The organism is Cupriavidus sp. C2SS-8b (assembly GCF_057073745.1).
Genome location: NZ_CP172716.1, coordinates 540,627 through 561,224, shown reverse-complemented (window position 1 = coordinate 561,224; position 20,598 = coordinate 540,627). Strand labels below are relative to the sequence as shown.

Annotated in this window: 22 protein-coding genes and 1 other RNA gene; 8 read left to right on the top strand and 15 right to left on the bottom strand. The window is 64.8% G+C overall.

All coding sequences use genetic code 11. The annotated features are described in order from the left end of the window. The first annotated feature begins 22 nt into the window (after positions 1-22). The 4 genes from ruvB to ACIGJB_RS02560 all read left to right on the top strand — a co-directional run bounded on the left by ruvB (position 23) and on the right by ACIGJB_RS02560 (position 3,418). Entirely contained in the window at positions 23-1,075 is a 1,053-nt protein-coding gene (ruvB, locus tag ACIGJB_RS02575) for a Holliday junction branch migration DNA helicase RuvB (protein WP_483731258.1), read from the top strand. 219 nt (positions 1,076-1,294) lie between these two features. Further along, positions 1,295-1,888, top strand: a complete 594-nt coding sequence (locus ACIGJB_RS02570) for a hypothetical protein (protein ID WP_483731257.1) — start codon at positions 1,295-1,297, stop codon at positions 1,886-1,888. A gap of 44 nt (positions 1,889-1,932) precedes the next feature. Continuing rightward, positions 1,933-2,517, top strand: a complete 585-nt coding sequence (locus ACIGJB_RS02565; protein WP_483731256.1) for a BPSL1445 family SYLF domain-containing lipoprotein — start codon at positions 1,933-1,935, stop codon at positions 2,515-2,517. Between the two features lie 163 nt (positions 2,518-2,680). After that, the gene (locus tag ACIGJB_RS02560) at positions 2,681-3,418 is read left to right on the top strand and encodes a queuosine precursor transporter (RefSeq protein WP_483731255.1); all 738 of its coding nucleotides are present in this window, start codon (positions 2,681-2,683) and stop codon (positions 3,416-3,418) included. A 27-nt stretch (positions 3,419-3,445) separates the two neighbouring features. On the opposite strand, the gene ACIGJB_RS02555 is transcribed toward ACIGJB_RS02560, so the two are convergent. From ACIGJB_RS02555 to tyrS, 4 genes are all read right to left on the bottom strand, one after another. Then, positions 3,446-4,120: a histidine phosphatase family protein gene (locus ACIGJB_RS02555; RefSeq protein WP_483731254.1), complete on the bottom strand. Its 675-nt coding sequence runs from the start codon at positions 4,118-4,120 to the stop codon at positions 3,446-3,448. Positions 4,121-4,169: 49 nt separating this feature from the next. Beyond that, entirely contained in the window at positions 4,170-4,817 is a 648-nt protein-coding gene (locus tag ACIGJB_RS02550) for a YbhB/YbcL family Raf kinase inhibitor-like protein (protein ID WP_483731253.1), read from the bottom strand. An 88-nt stretch (positions 4,818-4,905) separates the two neighbouring features. Next, the gene (gene dtd / locus ACIGJB_RS02545; protein ID WP_483731252.1) at positions 4,906-5,376 is read right to left on the bottom strand and encodes a D-aminoacyl-tRNA deacylase; all 471 of its coding nucleotides are present in this window, start codon (positions 5,374-5,376) and stop codon (positions 4,906-4,908) included. Positions 5,377-5,384: 8 nt separating this feature from the next. After that, positions 5,385-6,626, bottom strand: a complete 1,242-nt coding sequence (tyrS, locus tag ACIGJB_RS02540) for a tyrosine--tRNA ligase (protein WP_483731251.1) — start codon at positions 6,624-6,626, stop codon at positions 5,385-5,387. Between the two features lie 242 nt (positions 6,627-6,868). On the opposite strand from tyrS, the gene ACIGJB_RS02535 reads away from it, so the two are divergent. Both ACIGJB_RS02535 and ACIGJB_RS02530 read left to right on the top strand, forming a co-directional pair. After that, positions 6,869-8,266, top strand: coding sequence for a peptidoglycan DD-metalloendopeptidase family protein (locus ACIGJB_RS02535; RefSeq protein WP_483731250.1), 1,398 nt, complete (start codon positions 6,869-6,871; stop codon positions 8,264-8,266). 23 nt (positions 8,267-8,289) lie between these two features. Beyond that, positions 8,290-9,417 carry an anhydro-N-acetylmuramic acid kinase gene (locus ACIGJB_RS02530; RefSeq protein ID WP_483731249.1) on the top strand — a complete coding sequence of 376 codons (1,128 nt, stop codon included), beginning with the start codon at positions 8,290-8,292 and terminating at the stop codon, positions 9,415-9,417. 806 nt (positions 9,418-10,223) lie between these two features. Here the strand turns inward: ACIGJB_RS02530 and erpA are convergent. From erpA to rplM, 4 genes are all read right to left on the bottom strand, one after another. Then, entirely contained in the window at positions 10,224-10,592 is a 369-nt protein-coding gene (gene erpA / locus ACIGJB_RS02525) for an iron-sulfur cluster insertion protein ErpA (RefSeq protein WP_010813904.1), read from the bottom strand. Positions 10,593-10,694: 102 nt separating this feature from the next. Further along, on the bottom strand, positions 10,695-11,156 hold the full coding sequence (locus tag ACIGJB_RS02520) for a bactofilin family protein (protein ID WP_483731248.1): 462 nt from the start codon (positions 11,154-11,156) through the stop codon (positions 10,695-10,697). A 222-nt stretch (positions 11,157-11,378) separates the two neighbouring features. Continuing rightward, positions 11,379-11,771, bottom strand: coding sequence for a 30S ribosomal protein S9 (gene rpsI, locus ACIGJB_RS02515; protein ID WP_483710445.1), 393 nt, complete (start codon positions 11,769-11,771; stop codon positions 11,379-11,381). A 12-nt stretch (positions 11,772-11,783) separates the two neighbouring features. Further along, positions 11,784-12,212, bottom strand: a complete 429-nt coding sequence (gene rplM, locus ACIGJB_RS02510) for a 50S ribosomal protein L13 (RefSeq protein ID WP_010813907.1) — start codon at positions 12,210-12,212, stop codon at positions 11,784-11,786. 746 nt (positions 12,213-12,958) lie between these two features. Between rplM and ACIGJB_RS02505 the strand changes: the two genes are divergently transcribed. Next, positions 12,959-13,381 carry an OsmC family protein gene (locus ACIGJB_RS02505; protein WP_483731247.1) on the top strand — a complete coding sequence of 141 codons (423 nt, stop codon included), beginning with the start codon at positions 12,959-12,961 and terminating at the stop codon, positions 13,379-13,381. Positions 13,382-13,437: 56 nt separating this feature from the next. Here ACIGJB_RS02505 and rnpB read toward each other — a convergent pair. From rnpB to ACIGJB_RS02480, 5 genes are all read right to left on the bottom strand, one after another. Further along, positions 13,438-13,779: RNase P RNA component class A (rnpB, locus tag ACIGJB_RS02500), an RNA gene on the bottom strand. A gap of 35 nt (positions 13,780-13,814) precedes the next feature. Continuing rightward, positions 13,815-14,657 (bottom strand): DUF3025 domain-containing protein, encoded by an 843-nt coding sequence (locus ACIGJB_RS02495; protein WP_483731246.1) that lies wholly within the window; start codon positions 14,655-14,657, stop codon positions 13,815-13,817. Positions 14,658-14,668: 11 nt separating this feature from the next. Beyond that, positions 14,669-15,703, bottom strand: coding sequence for a dihydroorotase (gene pyrC / locus ACIGJB_RS02490; RefSeq protein ID WP_483731245.1), 1,035 nt, complete (start codon positions 15,701-15,703; stop codon positions 14,669-14,671). 45 nt (positions 15,704-15,748) lie between these two features. Next, complete coding sequence (locus ACIGJB_RS02485) at positions 15,749-17,059, bottom strand: glycerate kinase type-2 family protein (protein WP_483731244.1); 1,311 nt, start codon at positions 17,057-17,059, stop codon at positions 15,749-15,751. Next, entirely contained in the window at positions 17,059-18,132 is a 1,074-nt protein-coding gene (locus ACIGJB_RS02480) for a tartrate dehydrogenase (protein ID WP_483731243.1), read from the bottom strand. Before ACIGJB_RS02480 ends, ACIGJB_RS02485 begins: the two co-directional genes overlap by 1 nt. 133 nt (positions 18,133-18,265) lie before the next feature. On the opposite strand from ACIGJB_RS02480, the gene ACIGJB_RS02475 reads away from it, so the two are divergent. Further along, complete coding sequence (locus tag ACIGJB_RS02475; RefSeq protein WP_483710439.1) at positions 18,266-19,096, top strand: class II glutamine amidotransferase; 831 nt, start codon at positions 18,266-18,268, stop codon at positions 19,094-19,096. Positions 19,097-19,182: 86 nt separating this feature from the next. Here the strand turns inward: ACIGJB_RS02475 and ACIGJB_RS02470 are convergent, their stop codons facing one another. Next, the gene (locus ACIGJB_RS02470; RefSeq protein ID WP_483710438.1) at positions 19,183-19,917 is read right to left on the bottom strand and encodes an amino acid ABC transporter ATP-binding protein; all 735 of its coding nucleotides are present in this window, start codon (positions 19,915-19,917) and stop codon (positions 19,183-19,185) included. After that, positions 19,914-20,597: a glutamate/aspartate ABC transporter permease GltK gene (gltK, locus tag ACIGJB_RS02465; RefSeq protein WP_483731242.1), complete on the bottom strand. Its 684-nt coding sequence runs from the start codon at positions 20,595-20,597 to the stop codon at positions 19,914-19,916. The genes ACIGJB_RS02470 and gltK overlap by 4 nt, the downstream gene beginning before the upstream one ends. Between the last annotated feature and the right edge of the window lies 1 nt (position 20,598).

The following is a 20,598-nucleotide window of genomic DNA, read 5'->3' as shown; positions in this document are numbered from 1 at the left end:
CGCGACACCTGACGCCGCCGACATGATTGAAACCGACAAGTTCTCCGCCCCCGACCGCGTGATCGCCGCCACGCCCGCTTCCTCGCACGAAGAGGCGTTCGAGCGCGCGCTGCGGCCCAAGCTGCTCGACGAATACGTCGGCCAGGAGAAGGTGCGCGGACAGCTGGATATCTTCATGCACGCGGCACGCAACCGCCGCGAGGCGCTGGACCACGTGCTGCTGTTCGGCCCGCCGGGACTGGGCAAGACCACGCTTGCGCATATCATCGCGCGCGAAATGGGCGTCAACCTGCGCCAGACCTCGGGCCCGGTGCTCGAACGCCCGGGCGACCTGGCCGCGCTGCTGACCAACCTCGAAACCAACGACGTGCTGTTCATCGACGAAATCCACCGGCTCTCGCCGGTCGTCGAGGAAATCCTGTACCCGGCGCTCGAGGACTACCAGATCGACATCATGATCGGCGAAGGCCCGGCGGCCCGTTCGGTCAAGCTCGACCTGCAGCCGTTCACGCTGGTCGGCGCCACCACCCGCGCCGGCATGCTGACCAACCCGCTGCGCGACCGCTTCGGCATCGTGGCGCGGCTGGAGTTCTATACGGCCGGCGAACTGGCTCGCATCGTCACGCGCTCGGCCCAGTTGCTGGGCGCCCGCATCGACCCGCAGGGCGCGCTGGAGATCGCCCGCCGCGCGCGCGGCACGCCCCGGATTGCCAACCGGCTGCTGCGCCGCGTGCGCGACTATGCCGAAGTCAAGGGCGACGGCACCATCAGCCGCGAGATCGCCGATGCCGCGCTGGCCATGCTGGACGTGGACGGCGTGGGCTTCGACCTGATGGACCGCAAGCTGCTGGAGGCCGTGCTGCAAAAGTTCGGCGGCGGCCCGGTCGGCGTCGACAACCTGGCCGCGGCGATCGGCGAGGAGCGCGACACCATCGAGGACGTGCTGGAGCCCTACCTGATCCAGCAGGGCTACCTGCAACGCACGCCGCGCGGCCGCGTCGCCACGGCGGCGGCCTACCTGCACTTCGGCCTTCCAGCGCCCGACAGCGGCGGCACCGGCGAACTGCCCGGCTGAGGAACCCCAGCCATCGAGGTGATTGCTGCGCCGCAATAACCCCCGGCCTGGCGCCTCCCTGGTCGCCAATTAAACTTTTTTGTCCGGCATCCCAAATTTTTTCGAAGTGGATTGCTGGCCCATGTCCGATTGTCCACAATGGCTTCAACGGCACCCAAGCCAGGGTGCCCCGGCAGCCGTGCCGATTGGCATGGCCCCTCACCATCGCCAAGGAAAGCCATGATCCGTCGTCCGTCCTCCCTGCCAGTCGCGGTGTTTGCGGCTGCCATGCTTATCGCCACCAGCGCCTACGCCCAGCGTCCGCAGGCTCCGGTCGGCGTTGCCGAGGAGGCCGTCGTCAGCGGCAAGATCATCGATATCGATCCGAACACCAAGGCTGTGCTGGTACAAGGCCCGCGCGGCAACGTCGTCGAACTGGTGGGCGGCGACGAAGTGAAGAATTTCGGCCAGATCCACAAGGGCGACATCCTCACCATCGCGCGTGGCGCGGCGCTCGTGGCATCGCTGGAACCGGTGGACAGCAAATCGTCCGCGCTGGCGGAGTCGGTGGAGCGGACCTCGCGCGCGGCCGAAGGCAGCAAGCCCGGCATCATGCGCGAAGTCACCACCACGGTGACGGCAGAGATCACGAAGGTCGAGCCGGCCAAGCACCTGGTCACGTTCCGGGGCCCGCGCGAAACCTTGCGCACAGTCAAGGTAGAAGATCCTGCCATCGATCTCAGCAAGATCCAGCGTGGCCAGATGGCAAAGATCGTCTATCGTGAAGTCGTAGCCATCACGGTCAGAGCCCCGGCTGCATCCGCAGCCAATTGACCACCAAGCCAGACGCGGTACTTTACCCCACCAGGAGGTTACCTATGAATCGACGCCATTTTGTTACCCGGGTTGCCGGATCGGGGCTGCTCGTCGCCACCGCGTTCACGGTTGGCTGCACGACGACAGGCACCAAGGCCTCGTCCGATCCGGCAGCGAAAAGACAGGAAATCGATGCGGGTGTGGATGGCGCGTTGAACCGCCTGTATTCCTCGACCAAGGGCTCGCACGAACTTGCCAATCGCGCGCAGGGCATCCTGGTATTCCCGCGCGTCATCTCGGCGGGCCTGGTGGTCGGTGGCGAATACGGCGAAGGGGCCCTGCGCTCGCACGGTTCGACCGTGGGCTACTACAGCACCGCGCAAGCTTCAGTTGGCCTGACCGCCGGTGGCCAGTCCAAGGCCGTCATCATCATGTTCATGACGCCCGAGGCGTACAACAAGTTCGTGTCGAGCAAGGGCTGGACGGCAGGCGCCGATGCGAACGTGGCACTCGCCAAGATCGGCGCCAATGGCCAGCTCGATACCCTGACCAGCCAGCAGCCGGTGGTGGGCTTCGTGCAGACCAATGCTGGCCTGATGTTCGATGCGTCGATCAACGGCGCCAAGATCTCCAAACTGGATATCTGATCCGGTGGCGCCGACCCGCGGCTGCATAGCCGCAGGGCCCGGCACACTACTGCATCCCGGCTACGGCCGGGATTTTTCTTGCTGCACGGCAAGGCACGTCTCCGGCTGGCATAATCGCGCCAAAAACGCAGGCGCGGAAAGCGCCGCCCAACCGGGAACCTCGATGTCCGCCCTGCCCACCGCCCCCACAGCCGCCTCCACCCATACCGGGCGCGTCTACCGTTACTACGATCTCGTCATGGTGGCCTTCGTCACCGTGCTGCTGTGCTCCAACCTGATCGGGGCCGCCAAGGCGGCGCAAGTGACAGTCCCACTGCTGGGGCCAGTTACCTTCGGGGCCGGCGTGCTGTTCTTCCCGATCTCGTACATCTTTGGCGACGTGCTGACCGAGGTCTACGGCTATGGCCGCGACCGCCGCGTGGTGTGGGCGGGCTTCGCGGCCCTGGCGTTTGCGACGTTCATGAGCCTGGTGGTGCTGCACATGCCGGTGGCGCCGTTCATGGCCGACTACCAGAAGAGCCTCGAAGACGTATTCGGCAATACCTGGCGCATCGCGTTAGGGTCGCTGATCGCCTTCTGCTGCGGCAGCTTCGCCAACAGCTATGTGCTGGCCAAGATGAAGCTGTGGACAGGCGGACGCTGGCTGTGGACCCGCACCATCGGCTCGACGCTGGCCGGCGAGCTGGTCGACTCGTCCCTGTTCTACGTGATTGCGTTCTACGGGATCTGGCCGCTGGAGAAGGTGCTCCAGGTTGCGGTGGCGCAGTATGTGCTGAAGACCGGCTGGGAAGTCGTGATGACGCCGGTCACGTACAAGGTCGTGAACTTCCTCAAGCGCGCCGAGAACGAGGACTGGTACGACCGCAACACCAACTTCACGCCGTTCCGCCTGCGCGTCTGAGGCCGGCGTCCTGCCCGTGGCGTCCCGTCAGGGAACGCGCCGGTCCACTTCATCGAGCGCCAGCGCTTCCAGGTGGGTCACATCGCCCCACTGGGCCAGCGTCAGGTGATGGCTGTCGCTACGCAGCCGGTTGATGCTGGCATTGAGCAGTTCATGCTGGCGCGGCGCTTCCAGCGTCATGCCGGTGGCCTCGCGGTAGAGGCAGTCGAGCACGCCGCCGTGGGCCACCAGCGCGATGCGCTCGCCCGGATGACGGCGCGACAACGACAGTGCGATCTCGACCGCGCGATCATGGAACTGCGCCAGCGACTCGCCCTGCGGCGGCGCGTAGTCGGGCACGCGCGCCTGCCAGCGGGCGAAGTCCTCGGGCAGTTGCTCGGCGACCTCGGCGTAGGTCTTGCCCTGCAGGGTGCCGTAGCTGCGCTCGCGCAGGCGCGGCTCCGACCTCACCTTCAGGCCAAGCGCCTCGGCCAGGGGCGACGCCGTCTGCATGGCGCGGCCCAGGTCGCTGGAGTAGACCGCGTCGATCGGCTCGCCTGACAGCGCCGCGGCGAGCGCCCGGGCCTGGGCTTCGCCAGTCTCGTTGAGCGGGATGTCGAGCTGGCCTTGCAGCCGGCGCTCGCGGTTCCAGGCCGTCTCGCCATGACGGATCACGATCAGGTGCGTGTAGGCCAGCGAATGCGGCCCGGAGCTTTGCAACATGCCCTTTCCTTGCGTTTCCTTGCCCGGCGCGGACGCCGGGCACACGACCTCAGCCGGCCACCTTGGGGTTGAGCGTGTAAGTGCCCGTCAGGCTGGCCTGCGCCAGCACATGGCCGCGGATGGCTTCCAGCACCTGGGCGCCCGTGAACTTGCCGTCCAGCGGCACTCGCTCCAGATCCAGCGCGTAAACCGTGAACACGTAGTGGTGCAGCAGCGTGTCGTTCCACGGCGGGCACGGACCGTCGTAGCCGTAGTAGTCGCCCTTCATGTCGGCGTCATTGGCGAACCAGCCGGTGTAGTCGTTGATGCCGTGGCGCAGGCCGCCGGCGGTGGCCGTGCCGCCGGCCGCTTCGGGTCCCGGCTTGCCGCGCGCGATCACGCCGTCGCTGTGCGAGCCGGCGGCGATCGTGGTGAGGCCCGGCGGAATATCGACCAGCGCCCAGTGGTAGAAGTCCACGCGCGGCAGCGATGCCGGCACTTCGCGGCCTTCCTTGTTGACGTCGTCTCCTTTGCTCGGGACATCGCGGTCATGGCAGATCAGGACGAAGGACCGCGTCTGGGCCGGCGCGTCTTCCCAATGCAGGTCTGGATTGCGGTTGCTCGACAGCGCCACGTGGGTATCGGCGTCGGGCACGCAGAAGGCGAACTCGCCGGGAATCGGCGTGTTGTCGGCGAAGGACTTGCTCCAGAGTTTCATTTGTCTCTCCTGTCTGTGGATGGCCAGCGCGGACGCGGCCATCGTGGTTTCCTGCTGTCTGTCCGGGCTGCAACGGTCTGCGGCGGGCTCAGGCGTTGCCGGGCGGCGGCACGCGCAGCCAGAACGTCACCGGTCCGTCGTTGGTCAGGCTCACTTGCATCATCGCCCCGAACTCGCCCGTCTGCACGTCCGGGAGCGACGCGCGCGCCCGCTCGACGAAATACTCGTACAGGCGGCGCCCGTCCTCGGGCGACGCCGCAGGCGTGAAGCTCGGCCGGGTACCGCTGTTGGTATCGGCCGCCAGCGTGAACTGGGACACCACCAGCAGCCCACCCGCACCGCCGTTGCCGTCCATATTCTGCACCGGCAGGTTCATCTTGCCGTCCGCGTCGGAAAACACGCGATAGGACAGCATCTTGGCCAGCAGACGGTCGGCCTGCGCCTCCGTATCGCCGCGCTCGGCGCAGACCAGCGCCAGCAGCCCGGCGCCGATCTCCCCGGTGGTGCGGCCGCCGACGGTCACCCGGGCCTGCGCTACGCGCTGGATCAGTGCGATCATCGTCCGGCTCAGGCCAGCGTCACGCGGGCAAAGCGGCGCTTGCCCACCTGGACCACGTAGGTGCCCGCTGCCACCTTGACGGCCTTGTCGCTGACCGTGGCACCGTCGATCTTCACGCCGCCCTGCTCGATATTGCGGTTGGCCTCCGAGGTGGACGGCACCAGGTTGGCCTGCTTGAGCAGCTGTGCGATGCCCAGCGGCGCGCCCGCCAGGCTGACGGCCGGGATGTCGTCCGGCACGCCGCCGCGCGCGCGGTGGTTGAAGTCCTCGAGCGCCTTCTCGGCATCGGCCTGGCTGTGGAAGCGCGCCACGATCTCCTGCGCCAGCATCACCTTGCAGTCGCGCGGGTTGCGGCCAAGCGCGATTTCCTGCTTCATCAGGTCGATCTCGGCCAGCGGGCGGAACGACAGCAGCGTGTAGTACTGCCACATCAGGTCGTCCGAGATGCTCATCAGCTTGCCGAACATCTCGCTGGGCGCTTCGGTCACGCCGACGTAGTTGCCCTTGGACTTCGACATCTTCTCGACGCCGTCCAGGCCCACCAGCAGCGGCATGGTCAGGATGCACTGCGGCTCCTGGCCGTATTCCTTCTGCAGCTCGCGCCCGACCAGCAGGTTGAACTTCTGGTCGGTGCCGCCGAGTTCCAGATCGGACTTCAGCGCAACAGAATCGTAGCCCTGCATGAGTGGATAAAGGAACTCATGGACCGAAATCGGAATCCCAGACCGGAAGCGTTTGGTGAAGTCGTCGCGCTCCATCATTCGGGCCACCGTGTACTTGGCGGCCAGCTGGATCATGCCGCGTGCGCCGAGCGGGTCACACCATTCGCTGTTGTAGCGGATTTCGGTGCGCGCCGGGTCGAGCACCAGGCTGGCCTGGCGGTAGTAGGTCTGGGCGTTGGTCTCGATCTGCTCGCGCGTCAGCGGCGGCCGGGTGCTGTTGCGGCCCGACGGGTCGCCGATGGTCGAGGTGAAGTCTCCGATCAGGAAGATCACCTGGTGACCCAGGTCCTGGAGCTGGCGCAGCTTGTTCAGGACCACGGTGTGCCCGATGTGGATGTCGGGTGCGGTGGGGTCCAGGCCGAGCTTGATGCGCAGGGGCACGCCGGTCGCTTCGCTGCGGGCCAGCTTCTGGGCCCATTCGGCTTCAATCAGCAGTTCGTCGCAGCCACGCTTCGAGACCTCAAGCGCGTGCATGACCGACGGCGTGAGGGGATATTTGGCCGCGGGGCCGGAGGATGCTTCAGTCATGACGTAAGTCTTTGAAATACATGAAAATTTGGCGGATGCGCCACTCGGCCCCGGGCCGATTCTTGGTATAATCCGCGCTTCCCGGCGCCAAGCGGTACCAAGCCCGCGCGCCACCCGCCATTCTAGTGCCGACACCAGGTGGCAAATAAATTTGAATAGCACGCGCCGCACCTCGGGGGAGGAAGGCAGACGACAGACATCGTCGCGGCAGCGGTGCCCAGACCAAGGCTGAATTTTACGTGATGTGGTCCAGACTCCGCGAAGTTTTCGCGCGTGAGCTGGTGGTTCTCGTCGACCCGACCAACCCCCAGCACGCGCGACGGCGCAAGCAGCTCACCGCTTCGGTGGGCGCGATTTTCACGCTCGGCATGGCTGCCGCCATGGGCGTGGCGCCCCGCAGCGCCTTCAACGACCCGGATGCGCCGCGCGTCAACGAGACGCTGCGCATGCCTGATGTGCGCGAACAGCTCGCGCAGCTTGTCGATGTCGATTCCGATGCCGTCTACGTGCGCCAGGAGCGCATGCAGCGCGGCGACACCATTGCGTCGCTGCTGCGCCGCCTGGGCGTGGACGATCCCGACGCGCAGGCGTTCATCCTGAAGAACCCGACCGCGCGAGGGCTGTTCAACCTCAACCCGGGCCAGACCGTGCAGGCGCAGATCGACGACAGCAATATGCTGGTGTCGCTGCAGGCCAACCTGGGCGGCGACGCCGCAACCTCGCGCGAACTCGTGATCGAGCGCGCCGGGCCGGCAAAGGCAACTGGCACGGCGGGCTACAAGGCGCGCGTGCAGAACGTCGACAACGACCTGCGCTATGAAATGGCGTCCGGCTCGATTGCCGCGGGCGGCTTCTTCAAGGCCATGGACGCGGCCAACGTGCCCGACGACATCGTGCACCAGATGCTGTCGATCTTCTCCGGCGTGATCGACTTCCAGCATGACATCGCCAGCGGCGACCGCTTCCGCATCATCTACGAAGCCGGTTTCCAGGACGGCTCATTCATCCGCAACGGCCGCGTGGTGGCGATCGAGCTGATCAACCGGAACCAGCTCCACCAGGCGCTCTGGTTCGCGCCCGAAGGCGAGAGCAACGGCGCCTACTACACCTTCGACGGCCGCAGCATGAAGCGCCCGTTCCTGCGTTCGCCGGTGGAGTTCTCGCGCGTGTCGTCGGGCTTCGGCGGCCGCGATCATCCGCTGCATCACGCATGGACCCAGCACAAGGGCGTCGACTTCGCCGCGCCCACGGGAACCAAGGTGCTGGCTACCGGCGAAGGCGTGATCGACTTTGTCGGCAGCCAGAACGGGTACGGCAACATCATCATCCTGAAGCACGCCAACGGCTACTCGACCTACTATGCGCACCTGTCCGGCTTTGCCGGCGTGCAGCAGGGACAGCGGGTAGCGCAGGGACAGGTCATCGGCTATGTCGGCCAGACCGGCTGGGCCACGGGGCCGCACCTGCACTACGAGTTCCGCCTCAACGACGTGCCGCAGAATCCGCTGAGCATCGCATCGCTGATGGAAGCCCCTGTGCTGACCGGCAAGTCGCGCCAGGAATTCCTGGGCTATACCAGCACCATGCTCAGCCGCATCAACGCGCTGCGCACCTATAACGTCCTTACCGCGGCCAACTGACAGCCGCTCCGCCCGGAGAATCCATGCGCGCCCACGGCGACCGCTATATCGGCATCATGTCTGGCACCAGCATGGACGGCGCGGACGCCGTGCTGGTGGACTTCAGCGGCGATCGCCCCGCGGTGCTGGCCGCCGCGCACGAACCCTTCCCCGAGGCGCTGCGCGCGGATTTCGGCCAGTTGCAGCAGCCCGGCGACAACGAGATCCATCGCGAGGCGCTGGCCGCCAATGCGCTCGCACGCGTCTATGCGAGCTGCGTGAGCTCGCTGCTCGGACAGGCGGGACTGCAGCCGGATGATGTTGCAGCGATCGGTGCGCATGGGCAGACCATCCGCCATCGGCCAGGCCTTTACGACAAGATCGGCTATACGCGGCAAAGCCAGCATCCCGCGCTGCTGGCGGAACTGGCGGGCATTGACGTGGTGGCGGATTTCCGCAGCCGCGACGTGGCGGCGGGCGGCCAGGGCGCGCCGCTGGTGCCGGCGCTGCACCAGGCGCTGTTCGGCGACGGGGCCGAGGCGCGCGTGATCTGCAATATCGGTGGCATCTCCAACATCAGCGTGCTGCCCGGCAACGGCGGCGCCGTGATCGGCTTCGACTGCGGGCCGGGCAATGCGCTGCTCGACTACTGGATCGGCGAACAGCTCGGCATGCCGTTCGACAACGACGGCGCGTGGGCCGCAAGCGGACGCGTCGACGACGCATTGCTGGCCGAATGCCTGGCCGACCCTTATTTCAATGCCGCACCGCCCAAGAGCACGGGCCGCGACCAGTTCCATCCCGCATGGCTGGAAGCGCGCCTCGCGACGCGCGGCAATCCCAAGCCGACGCCGGCCGACGTGCAGGCGACACTGGCGGCGCTGACGGCCGAGGCGATCGCGCGCGATGTCCGGGCCCACTCACCCCAGGCGCGACGCCTGATCGTCTGCGGCGGCGGCGCCCGCAACGGCTACATCATGCGGCGCCTGGCTCAGGCCCTGCCCGGCCTGTCCGTGCAGACGACCGAAGACTTCGGGGTGCCGGTCTCGCAGGTGGAGGCCATCGCCTTCGCCTGGCTGGCGCGCCAGTGCCTGCTGCGCCTGCCGGGCAATGTCGCCACCGTCACCGGCGCGGCCGGTCCGCGCGTGCTTGGCGCAATCTATCCAGGCTGACCCCACCATCGGACACTGGCCAGGTTCGTTTCGAACCGCGTAGCCGGTGGGGTGCTTTGGTTATGACCGGGTCATCGTTCTTGGCAGACGTGGCTCTTTCGCCGGCGTAGCAGGCGAGTAACTTCTTGTCCAAGCGACAAGAAGTCACCAAGAAACGCGTTTACGTGGTCGACGAACGGCTCAATGGGTAAAGACGGTAAAGGGCATAGCCACACTGCCTGCCGCGTAGATGATCAGGATAGACACCTCGAATGATCGAACCCGGATTACTTGGTGGCCCCTCGTAACCCCGCCTTCAGTAGGACGCCTAAGGCTGCGCTGCGCGCACTCAGCAGAAAACCGAGGGCGGGAACAAATGGAAGCACCAGCATCGGCGCCGTTGATGTCGTCCCGCCCTCCGACTAGTGCGCCGCGTAGCAGCCGAAGGCGATGATGCGATATCGCGGGCAGTGTCGAGCCACGGACAGGTTCGGGGCTGGTTCAATCATTGCTGGAGAGCCTGCAGGCGGACGCGCTCCACGCGGCAGGCAGCCGGGCATTCTCTGAAGCGAATACCCGTACGAAATTCTTCGCACACTACGATCAATATTCGTCCGTTAGGACAAGCCAACGCGTTTTTTGGTTACTTTTTGTCGCTCGGACAAAAAGTGACTCGCAGGCTACGCCTGCGAAACAGCGGCGCCTGCCAAGAGCGACGACCCAGTCATAAACCTCAAACCCCGCCTGATAAGCACGACGCCCCCGCCATTCGCAAAAGAGCCAAAAAAAACGCACCCGAAGGTGCGCTTCCTTTCCAACGTCCAACCTCAGACCGAGAACGACGAGCCGCAACCGCAGGTAGTGGATGCGTTCGGGTTCTTGATCACGAACTGCGCGCCGTTGATGTCTTCCTTGTAGTCGATCTCCGCGCCGACCAGGTACTGGTAGCTCATCGAGTCGATCAGCAGGGTGACGCCGTTCTTGACCATCGTGGTGTCGTCTTCGTTGACTTCCTCGTCGAACGTGAAGCCATACTGGAAGCCTGAGCAGCCGCCGCCCTGCACGAACACGCGCAGCTTCAGCTCGGCATTGCCCTCTTCCTCGATCAGCTGCTTGACCTTGTCGGCGGCGCTGTCGGTAAAGACGAACGGTGCCGGCACGTCCTCGGTTACGGGTGCCTCTGCGACTGCGTTCATGGGGTTCTCCTGATTAGATACGCCTGTATTCTAAGCGCTACTGGAAAATCGTGCCGAAACCCTTGGTTTTCAAGGGCTTCTGCGAAAGATTGCACGTGGCGCTCAGGCCGCTTTCCCGGCTTCGGCAACGTCGAGCGAGGCATCGGCGCCTTCAATGTCCTCTTCGGCACCTTCGGCGGCCAGAAGTTTCGGGACCGTCTTGAGTTCTTCCTGGCCCAGCGGCACTAGCCGCCCTTCCACCAATGCGCCCTGATGCATCTCGAGCGCGGCATAGCGCACCTCGCCCAGCACGCGTGCGTGGGGCTGGAGTTCCAGCAATTCGCCCGCATGGACCGGGCCTTTCACCGTGCCATTCAGGATCAGGTGGCCGACGGCGATCTCGCCTTCCACCATGCCCTTTTCGCTGATGACCAGCATGCTGGGCTTGTCTCCGGCGGCGCGGATATTGCCACGCACCTTGCCGTCGAGCCTCAGGCCACCCGAAAACACCAGATCGCCATCGATGGCGGTGCCTTCACCGATCAGCGTATCGATCGAGAGCCCCTTCTTCTTGGAAAACAACATCCTTCACTCCTTGATGGATTCTAAAGCGCTCTGCCGTCAACATGCGGGGCGCATTGTAATCGGTGAAGCAGTCATTCTCCCCACAAAAGTAGGGCCCAAAATTGTGACTTTTTCCGCAGGCAGGAACCGCTCCCCTCCGCCACGGACGAAAAAAAACCGCACGACCAGCGTGCGGCTTTCTTGCTTCGCGCGATCCGGCAATGCCGGACCGGCGAACACACATCAGCGCTTCGAGAACTGCTTGCGGCGACGTGCCTTGTGGAAACCGACCTTCTTACGCTCGACTTCACGCGCGTCACGGGTGACGTAGCCAGCCTTCGACAGGGCGGGCTTCAGCGTTGCGTCGTAGTCGATCAGGGCGCGGGTGATGCCGTGACGGACGGCACCGGCCTGGCCGGTTTCACCGCCGCCGGTAACGTTGACCTTGATGTCGAACGTTGCGGCGTGTTCGGTCAGTTCCAGCGGCTGGCGCACGATCATCAGGGAAGTTTCGCGAGCGAAGTATTCCTTGATGGGCTTGCCGTTGACGATGATATCGCCCTTGCCCGACTTGATGAAGACACGTGCCACGGCGCTCTTGCGGCGGCCAGTACCGTAATTCCAGTTACCGATCATGGATTGGCCTCCTTAGATTTCCAGCGCCTTGGGCTGCTGCGCTTCGTGCGGATGCTCGGCTTCGGCGTAAACCTTCAGCTTCTTGATCATCGCGTAGCCCAGCGGACCCTTCGGCAGCATGCCCTTCACAGCCTTCTCCAGGGCACGGCCCGGGAAGCGCTGCTGCATCTTGCCAAACGTCGTTTCGTAGATACCGCCCGGGTAACCCGAATGGCGATAGTACTTCTTGTCCGTTTCCTTGGTACCCGTGACACGCAGCTTGGCTGCATTGACGATGATGATGTAATCACCCGTGTCGACGTGCGGAGTAAATTCCGGCTTGTGCTTGCCGCGCAGACGGCGTGCCACTTCGCTGGCAACACGGCCGAGGACTTTGTCCGTCGCGTCAATCACGTACCAGTCGCGCTTTACCTCATGAGGCTTGGCGGAAAAGGTCTTCATGATTTTTCCTGACTATTAGAGAACTGCCCGATTTACTGACTCGCGAAGGCTTGTACTCGCCCCTGCAAATCTCGTCGGCCGATCCTGTGGACCTGGCCTTCCTGCTTGTCTTCGCAGGCTCTCCCTACTTCTCTTCCCGCGGGCATGGCGGAAAAGCCGTAGATTATACTGTCGAACGCGAGCCGGGCACAAGCAAAGTCAAGGGATTTCGTCAAGATCGCCATACCGCCGCTGACAATGAATGCGACGGGCCGAGGCGCTTGATGCACTTGCCGGGTACAGGCGAAAAAAAACCCAAGCCGGTTGAGGCCTGGGTTTGAATCCACCAAAGGAGGAGGGTGGAGGAGACACTGGGAGATCGACGGTGTTCAATGCGGGTGGTGCGGAGGACTGGGCCGGTGGCTTCGTTTTCGCACTCTGGCGCGCTGTCTGCGCCGTCGTTCAATGAAAGCAATTATACATGGGGTAATCCCTGATGCAAGAGAAATTTGCAGTGCGAAATGCGATTCCACATCATGGGATGAAGACCGCTCGACGAAAAGCTGATATTTTTCTTTTAAAATCAGTAACTTGATCAGCGAACCACGCTGTCACCTGACTGACACATTAGAAGAAACCCTCAGTTTCCTTAGGGATATCGGCATCATCCGCCAGCACTTTAAGATGCCGTATCCTGGAAAAAGCAAGATTCAAGATCACGCGCTTGTGACCGCAAACATACGACTCAGATAACAGGAACGAACAAAATGGAATGCAAAGTGACATGGATGGGCACCGAGGGCATGAGTTTCGTCGCCCAGACCGGCAGCGGGCACATCGTCGCCATGGACGGCGCACCGGAAGGCGGCGGCCATAACCTGGCGCCGCGTCCGATGGAGATGGTGTTGCTGGGTACCGGCGGCTGCACCGCCTATGACGTGGTGCTGATCCTCAAGCGCGGCCGCCAGGAAGTCAGCGGCTGCAGCGTGAAGCTCGAAGCCGAGCGCGCCAGCGAAGACCCCAAGGTCTTCACCCGCATCAATTTCCACTTCGTGGTGACCGGCAAGAACCTGAACCCGGCCACGGTCGAGCGCGCCATCAAGCTCTCGCACGAGAAATACTGCTCGGCGTCGATCATGATCGCCAAGACCGCAGAGATTACCCACACGATGGAAATCGTCGAAGGCTGACGAAGTGCGGATGCCCGGGCAGTCCGAGACTGGCCGGGGCAAACATCGGAAGATAAGTGCAAAGCAGGCCGATAAGCCGGATTCTGTGCACGCCACCGCACCTTGCGGCGGGCGGCGCGTGACAACCATTCCTCTAGGCCGGCTGTTACCAGCCGGCTCCAGCTCCCTACCCGCAGGCTCAGCGGGCCGCCTCGATGCCTGCCTATTTGGGATTGCTCCAGGTGGAGGTTACCGCGTTTCACCCTTCCCGCCAGGAAGACCTGGCGGCAAGACTCGTCTCTGTGGCCCTATTCCGCACGTTGCCGTGGATGGCTGTTAGCCAACACCCTGCCCTTTGGAGTCCGGACTTTCCTCCCCTTGCACCTTGCGATGCAAGCAGCGATTGTCTGGCCTGCTTTGCGGCCCGAAGTCTAACACCATTGCGGGCCGCCGGTCAGTCCACGATCGACTGTCGCCGGCCCGGCCGGAAAACCGTCGTGTCCGCGTAGAACGTCGCATCGGCATTGGCATCGCACCAGCCGGGAATGCCCATGACGGGCAGCGGCGCGAAGCTTCGACCGCCGCGCAGTGTGCCGGCGTCGGCCGCCGTGCACAATGACACGGCCAACGCATCATCGAGCATGGGCGATCCGGCCGCTGCCGCCGGCAGCGCCAGCGGCCAGGCATGGGCCGTGACAGCTTTGTACGGATCCACCAGCTTTTCGAGCAGTGCGTGTCCGAACGGCACCACCGTGCAATGGCGGCCCCAGTCTTCCCTGCGCCCGACGAACAACTCCTGCCACCCAAACCCGCGCAGCGCCGCCTCCAGGCCGGCGTCAGCGCTGAGGAACAGTACGGCGTTCTCGTCGAACAGCGTTGCGGCATCCCGCACGCCGCCACGGCCGGCCTTGACTCCCGCGCATCCGATCACCTCGGCCTGGATCGCATTGAGCCGTGCCTTGGCCCGCGGAAAATGCAGCCAGATCAGCGCGTTGAAGAAATCGTGGAGGTTGTCGCGGGTCGGCACCGCGCCGGTGGCGTGGATATGTGCTTCATAGGCGGTACCGGCCGGCAACGCCTCTTGCGCGATGAAACTCAGCGGGAGGTCGCGGATATTGCGCAACTCCGCCCGGACTGCCTGCTCGTTCAGGCTCGCGTGCAAGGAGGCACCATCCGCCACGACGCCGGCCAGGCCCGCGCCGATGGCTGCGAATGGCTGGAACCACGGCCGCGTCCAGTCGATCGCCGAAAGAGAAGCGGCGAACGCCAGGTTCGCCGCTGATGTGACTGCGCTCAATGCCTTGCGCTTCAGCGCGCCTTCCAGCGCAGCGTTTCGCCTGCGCGCAGCGGCACCAGCGTGGCATCGCCATACGGCAGCTCGGCCGGCAGTTCCCAGTCTTCACGCTCCAGCGTCAGCGTGCCGGTATTGCGCGGCAGGCCGTAGAACGCCGGGCCATTGAAGCTGGAGAACGCTTCCAGCTTGTCGAGCGCGCCAGCGGCATCGAATGCTTCGGCATAGAGTTCCATCGCGTGCAGCGCGGTGTAGCAGCCGGCGCAGCCGCAGGCATGTTCCTTCAGCCCGCGCGCGTGCGGGGCGCTGTCGGTGCCCAGGAAGAAGCGCTCGCTGCCGGACGTCGCGGCGGCGACCAGCGCCTCGCGGTGGATCTCGCGCTTGAGCACCGGCAGGCAGTAATAGTGCGGGCGGATGCCGCCGGTGAAGATGGCGTTGCGGTTGTACAGCAAGTGGTGCGCCGTGATGGTCGCACCCACCGGGCCGCTGGCATCGCGCACGTACTGGGCCGCGTCCTTCGTGGTGATGTGTTCGAACACCACCTTCAGTTCCGGGAAATCACGGCGCAGCGGCGTCATGACGCGGTCGATGAAGACGGCTTCGCGGTCGAAGATGTCGATATCGCCATCGGTCACCTCCCCGTGCACCAGCAGCGGCATGCCTGCGCGCTGCATCGCCTCGAGCGCGGCCGCGCAACGGCGGATGTCGGTGACGCCGGCATCGCTGTTGGTGGTGGCACCGGCCGGGTACAGCTTGACGCCGTGCACGAAGCCGCTCGCCTTGGCCGCGACGATTTCCTCGGCCGGGGTGTTGTCGGTCAGGTACAGCGTCATCAGCGGCTCGAAGCTCATGCCGGCCGGCAGCGCGGCCAGGATGCGGGCGCGATAGGCCTGCGCCTGCTCCACCGTGGTCACGGGCGGCTTCAGGTTCGGCATGATGATGGCGCGGCCGAACTGGCGCGCGGTATCGGGCAGCACGGCGGCCAGGGCGGCGCCGTCGCGCAGGTGCAGATGCCAGTCGTCCGGGCGGGTAATGGTGAGCTTCTGGGTCATGGCTTGCTGGGCCTGCCGCCGCGAGTGCGGCAGGCGGTCTGGAAGTTAGAGAATCAGGATGGCGCGGTAATCGTTCACATTGGTGCGCGTGGGGCCGGTCACGACCAGGTCGCCGATGGCATCGAACAGGCCCCAGGCGTCGTGTGCATCGAGCTGGCGACGCGCCGGCACGCCAGCCGCCTCGGCACGTGCCAGAGTGGTTGGGTCCGCGAGCGCGCCCGCATTGTCCTCGGAACCGTCGATGCCGTCGGTATCGGCCGCGATGGCGTGCACGCCTTCCATGCCTGCCAGTTCGATCGCCAGCGACAGCAGGAATTCCGAGCAGCGCCCGCCCCTTGCCTTGCCGCTGCCGCCGCCGGCCGGCAATGTGACCGTGCATTCACCGCCCGAGATCAGCGCCACGGGCGGGGCGAACGGCGCATTGTACGCGCGAATTTCGCGCACCAGCGCGGCATAGACCCGCGCGACCTCCTGCGCCTCGCCGGTCACCGTGTCGCCGAGGATCACCGGGGTGATGCCGCGTTCGCGGAACTGCGCCGCGGCGGCCTGCAGGCTGCCATGCGCGGTGGCGATCATGCGGTTGTCGACGCGCCCGAACAGCGGATCGCCGGGCTTCGGCGTTTCCGGGATCTCCCCGCAGGCGCCGCGCTCCAGGTGCGACTGCACGCTCGCCGGAACGGTGGCGCCATAGCGCCGCAGGATATCAAGCGCATCGGCAAACGTGCTCGGGTCTGCCACGGTCGGCCCTGACGCAATCGCGCTGGGGTCATCTCCAGCCACATCCGAGACGATCAGCGTGGTCACCGGCGCCTGGCTGGCCTGCGCAAGCCGACCGCCCTGGATACGCGAGATATGCTTGCGCACGATATTCATCTCGGTGATCGGCGCGCCACAACGGAGCAGTTCCTTCGTCGTCGCCTTGAGGTCCGCGATCGGAATGCCTTCGGCCGGCAGCGACAGCAGGCTCGAGCCGCCGCCGGACACCAGCACCAGCAGGCGGTCTTGCGGCGTCAGCGCCGACACGCGGGCCAGGATCTCGGCCGCGCCCTGTTCGCCCGACTCATCCGGCACCGGATGCCCGGCCTCGATCACGCGCACATGGTCGGTCGGCAGCCCATGCGCGTAGCGCGTGATCACCAGTCCCTCGATCTGCGTCTTGCCGGCATAGGCCTGCTCCACTGCCATCGCCATCGACGCCGCGGCCTTGCCCGCGCCGACAACCAGCGTGCGGCTGCCAGCCTGCGGCGGCGGCAGGTGCACGGCCACGATCTTGAGCGGATCGGCAGCCGCAACCGCAGTCTGGAACGTCTCCAGCAGCAGCGCGCGCGGATCGCCCTTGAAACCGCCCGCCGCCATCACAGTGCCTCCGCGATCGCGCGGCCGAGGTCCGCCGTACCGGCCTTGCCGCCGATATCGCGCGTCAGCGGCGCGTGTTCGGGCCCGGCGGCCAGCACCTTCTCGATCGCGCCCAGCACCGCCGCGCCGGCCTCGTCATGGCCAAGGTGCTCCAGCATCATGGCGCCACACCAGATCTGGCCGATCGGGTTGGCCACGCCGCGCCCGGCGATATCCGGCGCGGAGCCGTGCACCGGCTCGAACAGGCTCGGATACGTGCGGTCCGGGTTGATATTGCCCGACGGCGCGATGCCGATGGTGCCGGTGCACGCGGGGCCCAGGTCGGACAGGATGTCACCAAACAGGTTGCTCGCCACGACCACGTCGAACCAGTCGGGATGCTGGACGAAGTGCGCGGTCAGGATATCGATGTGGTACTTGTCGACCTTCAGGCCAGGGTAGTTCGCCGCCATCGCCTCGACGCGCTCGTCCCAGTAAGGCATCGTGATCGAGATGCCGTTGGACTTGGTCGCCGAGGTCAGGTGCCGCTTCGGACGCTTCTGCGCCAGTTCAAACGCGAATCTCAGGATGCGGTCGACGCCGACCCGGCTCATCACCGTTTCCTGCATGACGATCTCGCGCTCGGTATTCGGAAACATGCGGCCGCCGATGCTCGAATACTCGCCCTCGGTGTTCTCGCGCACCACGTAGAAATCGATATCGCCGGGCTTCCGGTCAGCCAGCGGGCTCTTGATGCCAGGCATCAGCCGCACCGGCCGCAGGTTCACGTACTGGTCGAACGAACGGCGGAACTGCAGCAGCGAGCCCCACAGCGACACGTGGTCGGGCACTGCATCGGGCCAGCCGACGGCGCCAAAGTAGATCGCGTCGTATTTCACAAGCGTGTCGAACCAATCGTCCGGCAGCATCTTGCCGTGGCGGGCGTAGTAGTCGCAGCTGGAGAAATCGAAGTGGTCGAACTGGAAGTCGATGCCGAACTTGCGCGCGGCGGCGTCCATGACGCGAATGCCTTCGGGGATCACTTCCGTGCCGATTCCGTCTCCGGGAATCACGGCAATCTTGTATTGGCTCATAGCGGTCGGGAGGCGTGTTGCGGGATGGCCGGAGGCACCCTTGGGGCATGCGCTTGGCAGCGGCCCGGGGGCGTTGGATAATGTCTGCATTCTATTGCAAAGCGGCAGCCCCCTGCCGCCCCGGTGCCCCGCCATGTGCCAGCTGCTAGGCATGAATTGCGCCACGCCGACCGACGTGACGTTCTCCTTCACCGGTTTCGCCGCCCGCGGCGGCGTGACCGATCACCACTCCGACGGCTTCGGCGTGGCGTTCTTCGAAGACAAGGCCTGCCGGCTCTTCATCGATAACCAGTCGGCCGGCACCTCGCCCGTCGCGGACCTGATCAAGCGCTACCCGATCAAGTCCAAGAACGTCATCTCCCACATCCGCAAGGCCACGCAAGGCACGGTGCTGCTCGAGAACTGCCACCCGTTCATGCGCGAGCTGTGGGGCCGGCACTGGATCTTCGCGCACAACGGCGACCTGCTGAACTTCGCGCCGTTCCTGTCCGGCGTCTACCAGCCCGTGGGCGACACCGACAGCGAACTCGCCTTCTGCACGCTGATGCAGGGGCTGCGCAAGCGCTTCCCGGGATCGCAGCCGCCGCTGAACGAGTTGTGCCATGCGCTGGCGGACATCACCCGCGAGATCACCACGCACGGCGTCTTCAACTACCTGCTGTGCAACGGGCAGGCCTTGTTCGCGCACTGCTCGACGCGCCTGTACTACATCGTGCGGCAATGGCCGTTTTCCACCGCGCACCTGATCGACGCCGACCTGTCGATCGACTTCGCCCAAGTCACCACGCAGGATGACCGGGTCGCGGTGATCGCCACCCAGCCGCTGACCGACAACGAGACCTGGACGCGCTTCGAGCCGGGCGAGCTGATCATGTTCATCGACGGACGCCCGGAGATGACGCTGTCCGTGCCGATCCCACCCGAAGTGCAGGCGAAGAACGCGGCCAATACGGCCTGCACCTGACGCCGGACGCCGGACAGATCAGCCAACAAGAAAGGGACGCCATGGCGTCCCTTTCTTGTTGCGGCGTGCTAAGGCTCAGCGCAGGCTCAGTGCTGCAGGATCTTCGACAGGAATTGCTTCGCGCGATCCGAGCGCTGCTCGATATTGCCGAAGAACTCTTCCTTGGCGCAGTCCTCGACGATCTTGCCCGCGTCCATGAAGATCACGCGATTGGCCACCTTGCGTGCGAAGCCCATTTCGTGGGTCACGCACATCATGGTCATGCCTTCCTGCGCAAGCTGCACCATCACGTCCAGCACTTCGTTGACCATCTCCGGGTCCAGCGCCGAAGTCGGTTCATCGAACAGCATGCAGATCGGGTCCATCGACAGCGCGCGCGCGATCGCCACGCGCTGCTGCTGGCCGCCCGAGAGCTGGCCCGGGTACTTGGCTGCCTGGCTCTTCAGGCCCACGCGCTCCAGGTACTTCAGGCCCTTGGCCGTAGCCTCTTCCTTCGAGCGGCCAAGCACCTTCATCTGCGCGATGGTCAGGTTTTCGGTGATCGACAGGTGCGGGAACAGCTCGAAGTTCTGGAACACCATGCCCACGCGCGAACGCAGCTTGGGCAGGTTGGTCTTCGGGTCGCCGACCGAGGTGCCGTCCACCAGGATATCGCCCTTCTGGAACGGCTCCAGCGCGTTGACAGTCTTGATCAGCGTCGACTTGCCCGAGCCCGACGGCCCGCAAACCACCACGACCTCGCCCTTGGCAACCCTGGTGGTGCAGTCGGTCAGCACCTGGAAGGAGCCATACCACTTGGAAACATTGTTGATTTCAATCATAGGGCCACCTTTTTCTGGTAACGCTTGACCATCAGCGAAACGGAATAGCAGATAACAAAATACACAAGGCCGGCGAACAGCAGCATTTCCACGATGCGGCCATCACGCTCGCCAACGCCGTAGGCCTGGCCAAAGAAATCGGCCAGCGCGCTCACGTAAACCAGCGACGTATCCTGGAACAGGATAATGCCCTGCGTCAGCAGCAGCGGCACCATGTTGCGGAACGCCTGCGGCAGGATCACCAGCTTCATGGTCTGTGCGTAGGTCATACCGAGCGCCTGCGCGGCGAACATCTGCCCGCGCGAAACGCTCTGGATACCCGCCCGGATGATCTCCGAGTAGTACGCCGCCTCGAACAGCGAGAACGCGATCAGCGCGGATGTCATGCGCAGGTCCGATGCCGGCGACAGGTTGAAGGCGCTCTGCAGCAGCTGCGGAATAATCAGGAAGAACCACAACAGCACCATCACCAGCGGGATGGAGCGGAAGATGGTCACGTACCCCTGCGCAAACCAGTTGAACGGCTTGATGGACGACAGCCGCATCATCGCCAGGATCGTGCCCCAGACGATACCCACCAAGATGGCCGTAACCGTGATCTTGAGCGAGACCAGCATGCCCTCGCCCAGCACATCGAGCGTGGCCGGGGTGATGGAACTGAAATCAAATTCGTATGCCATG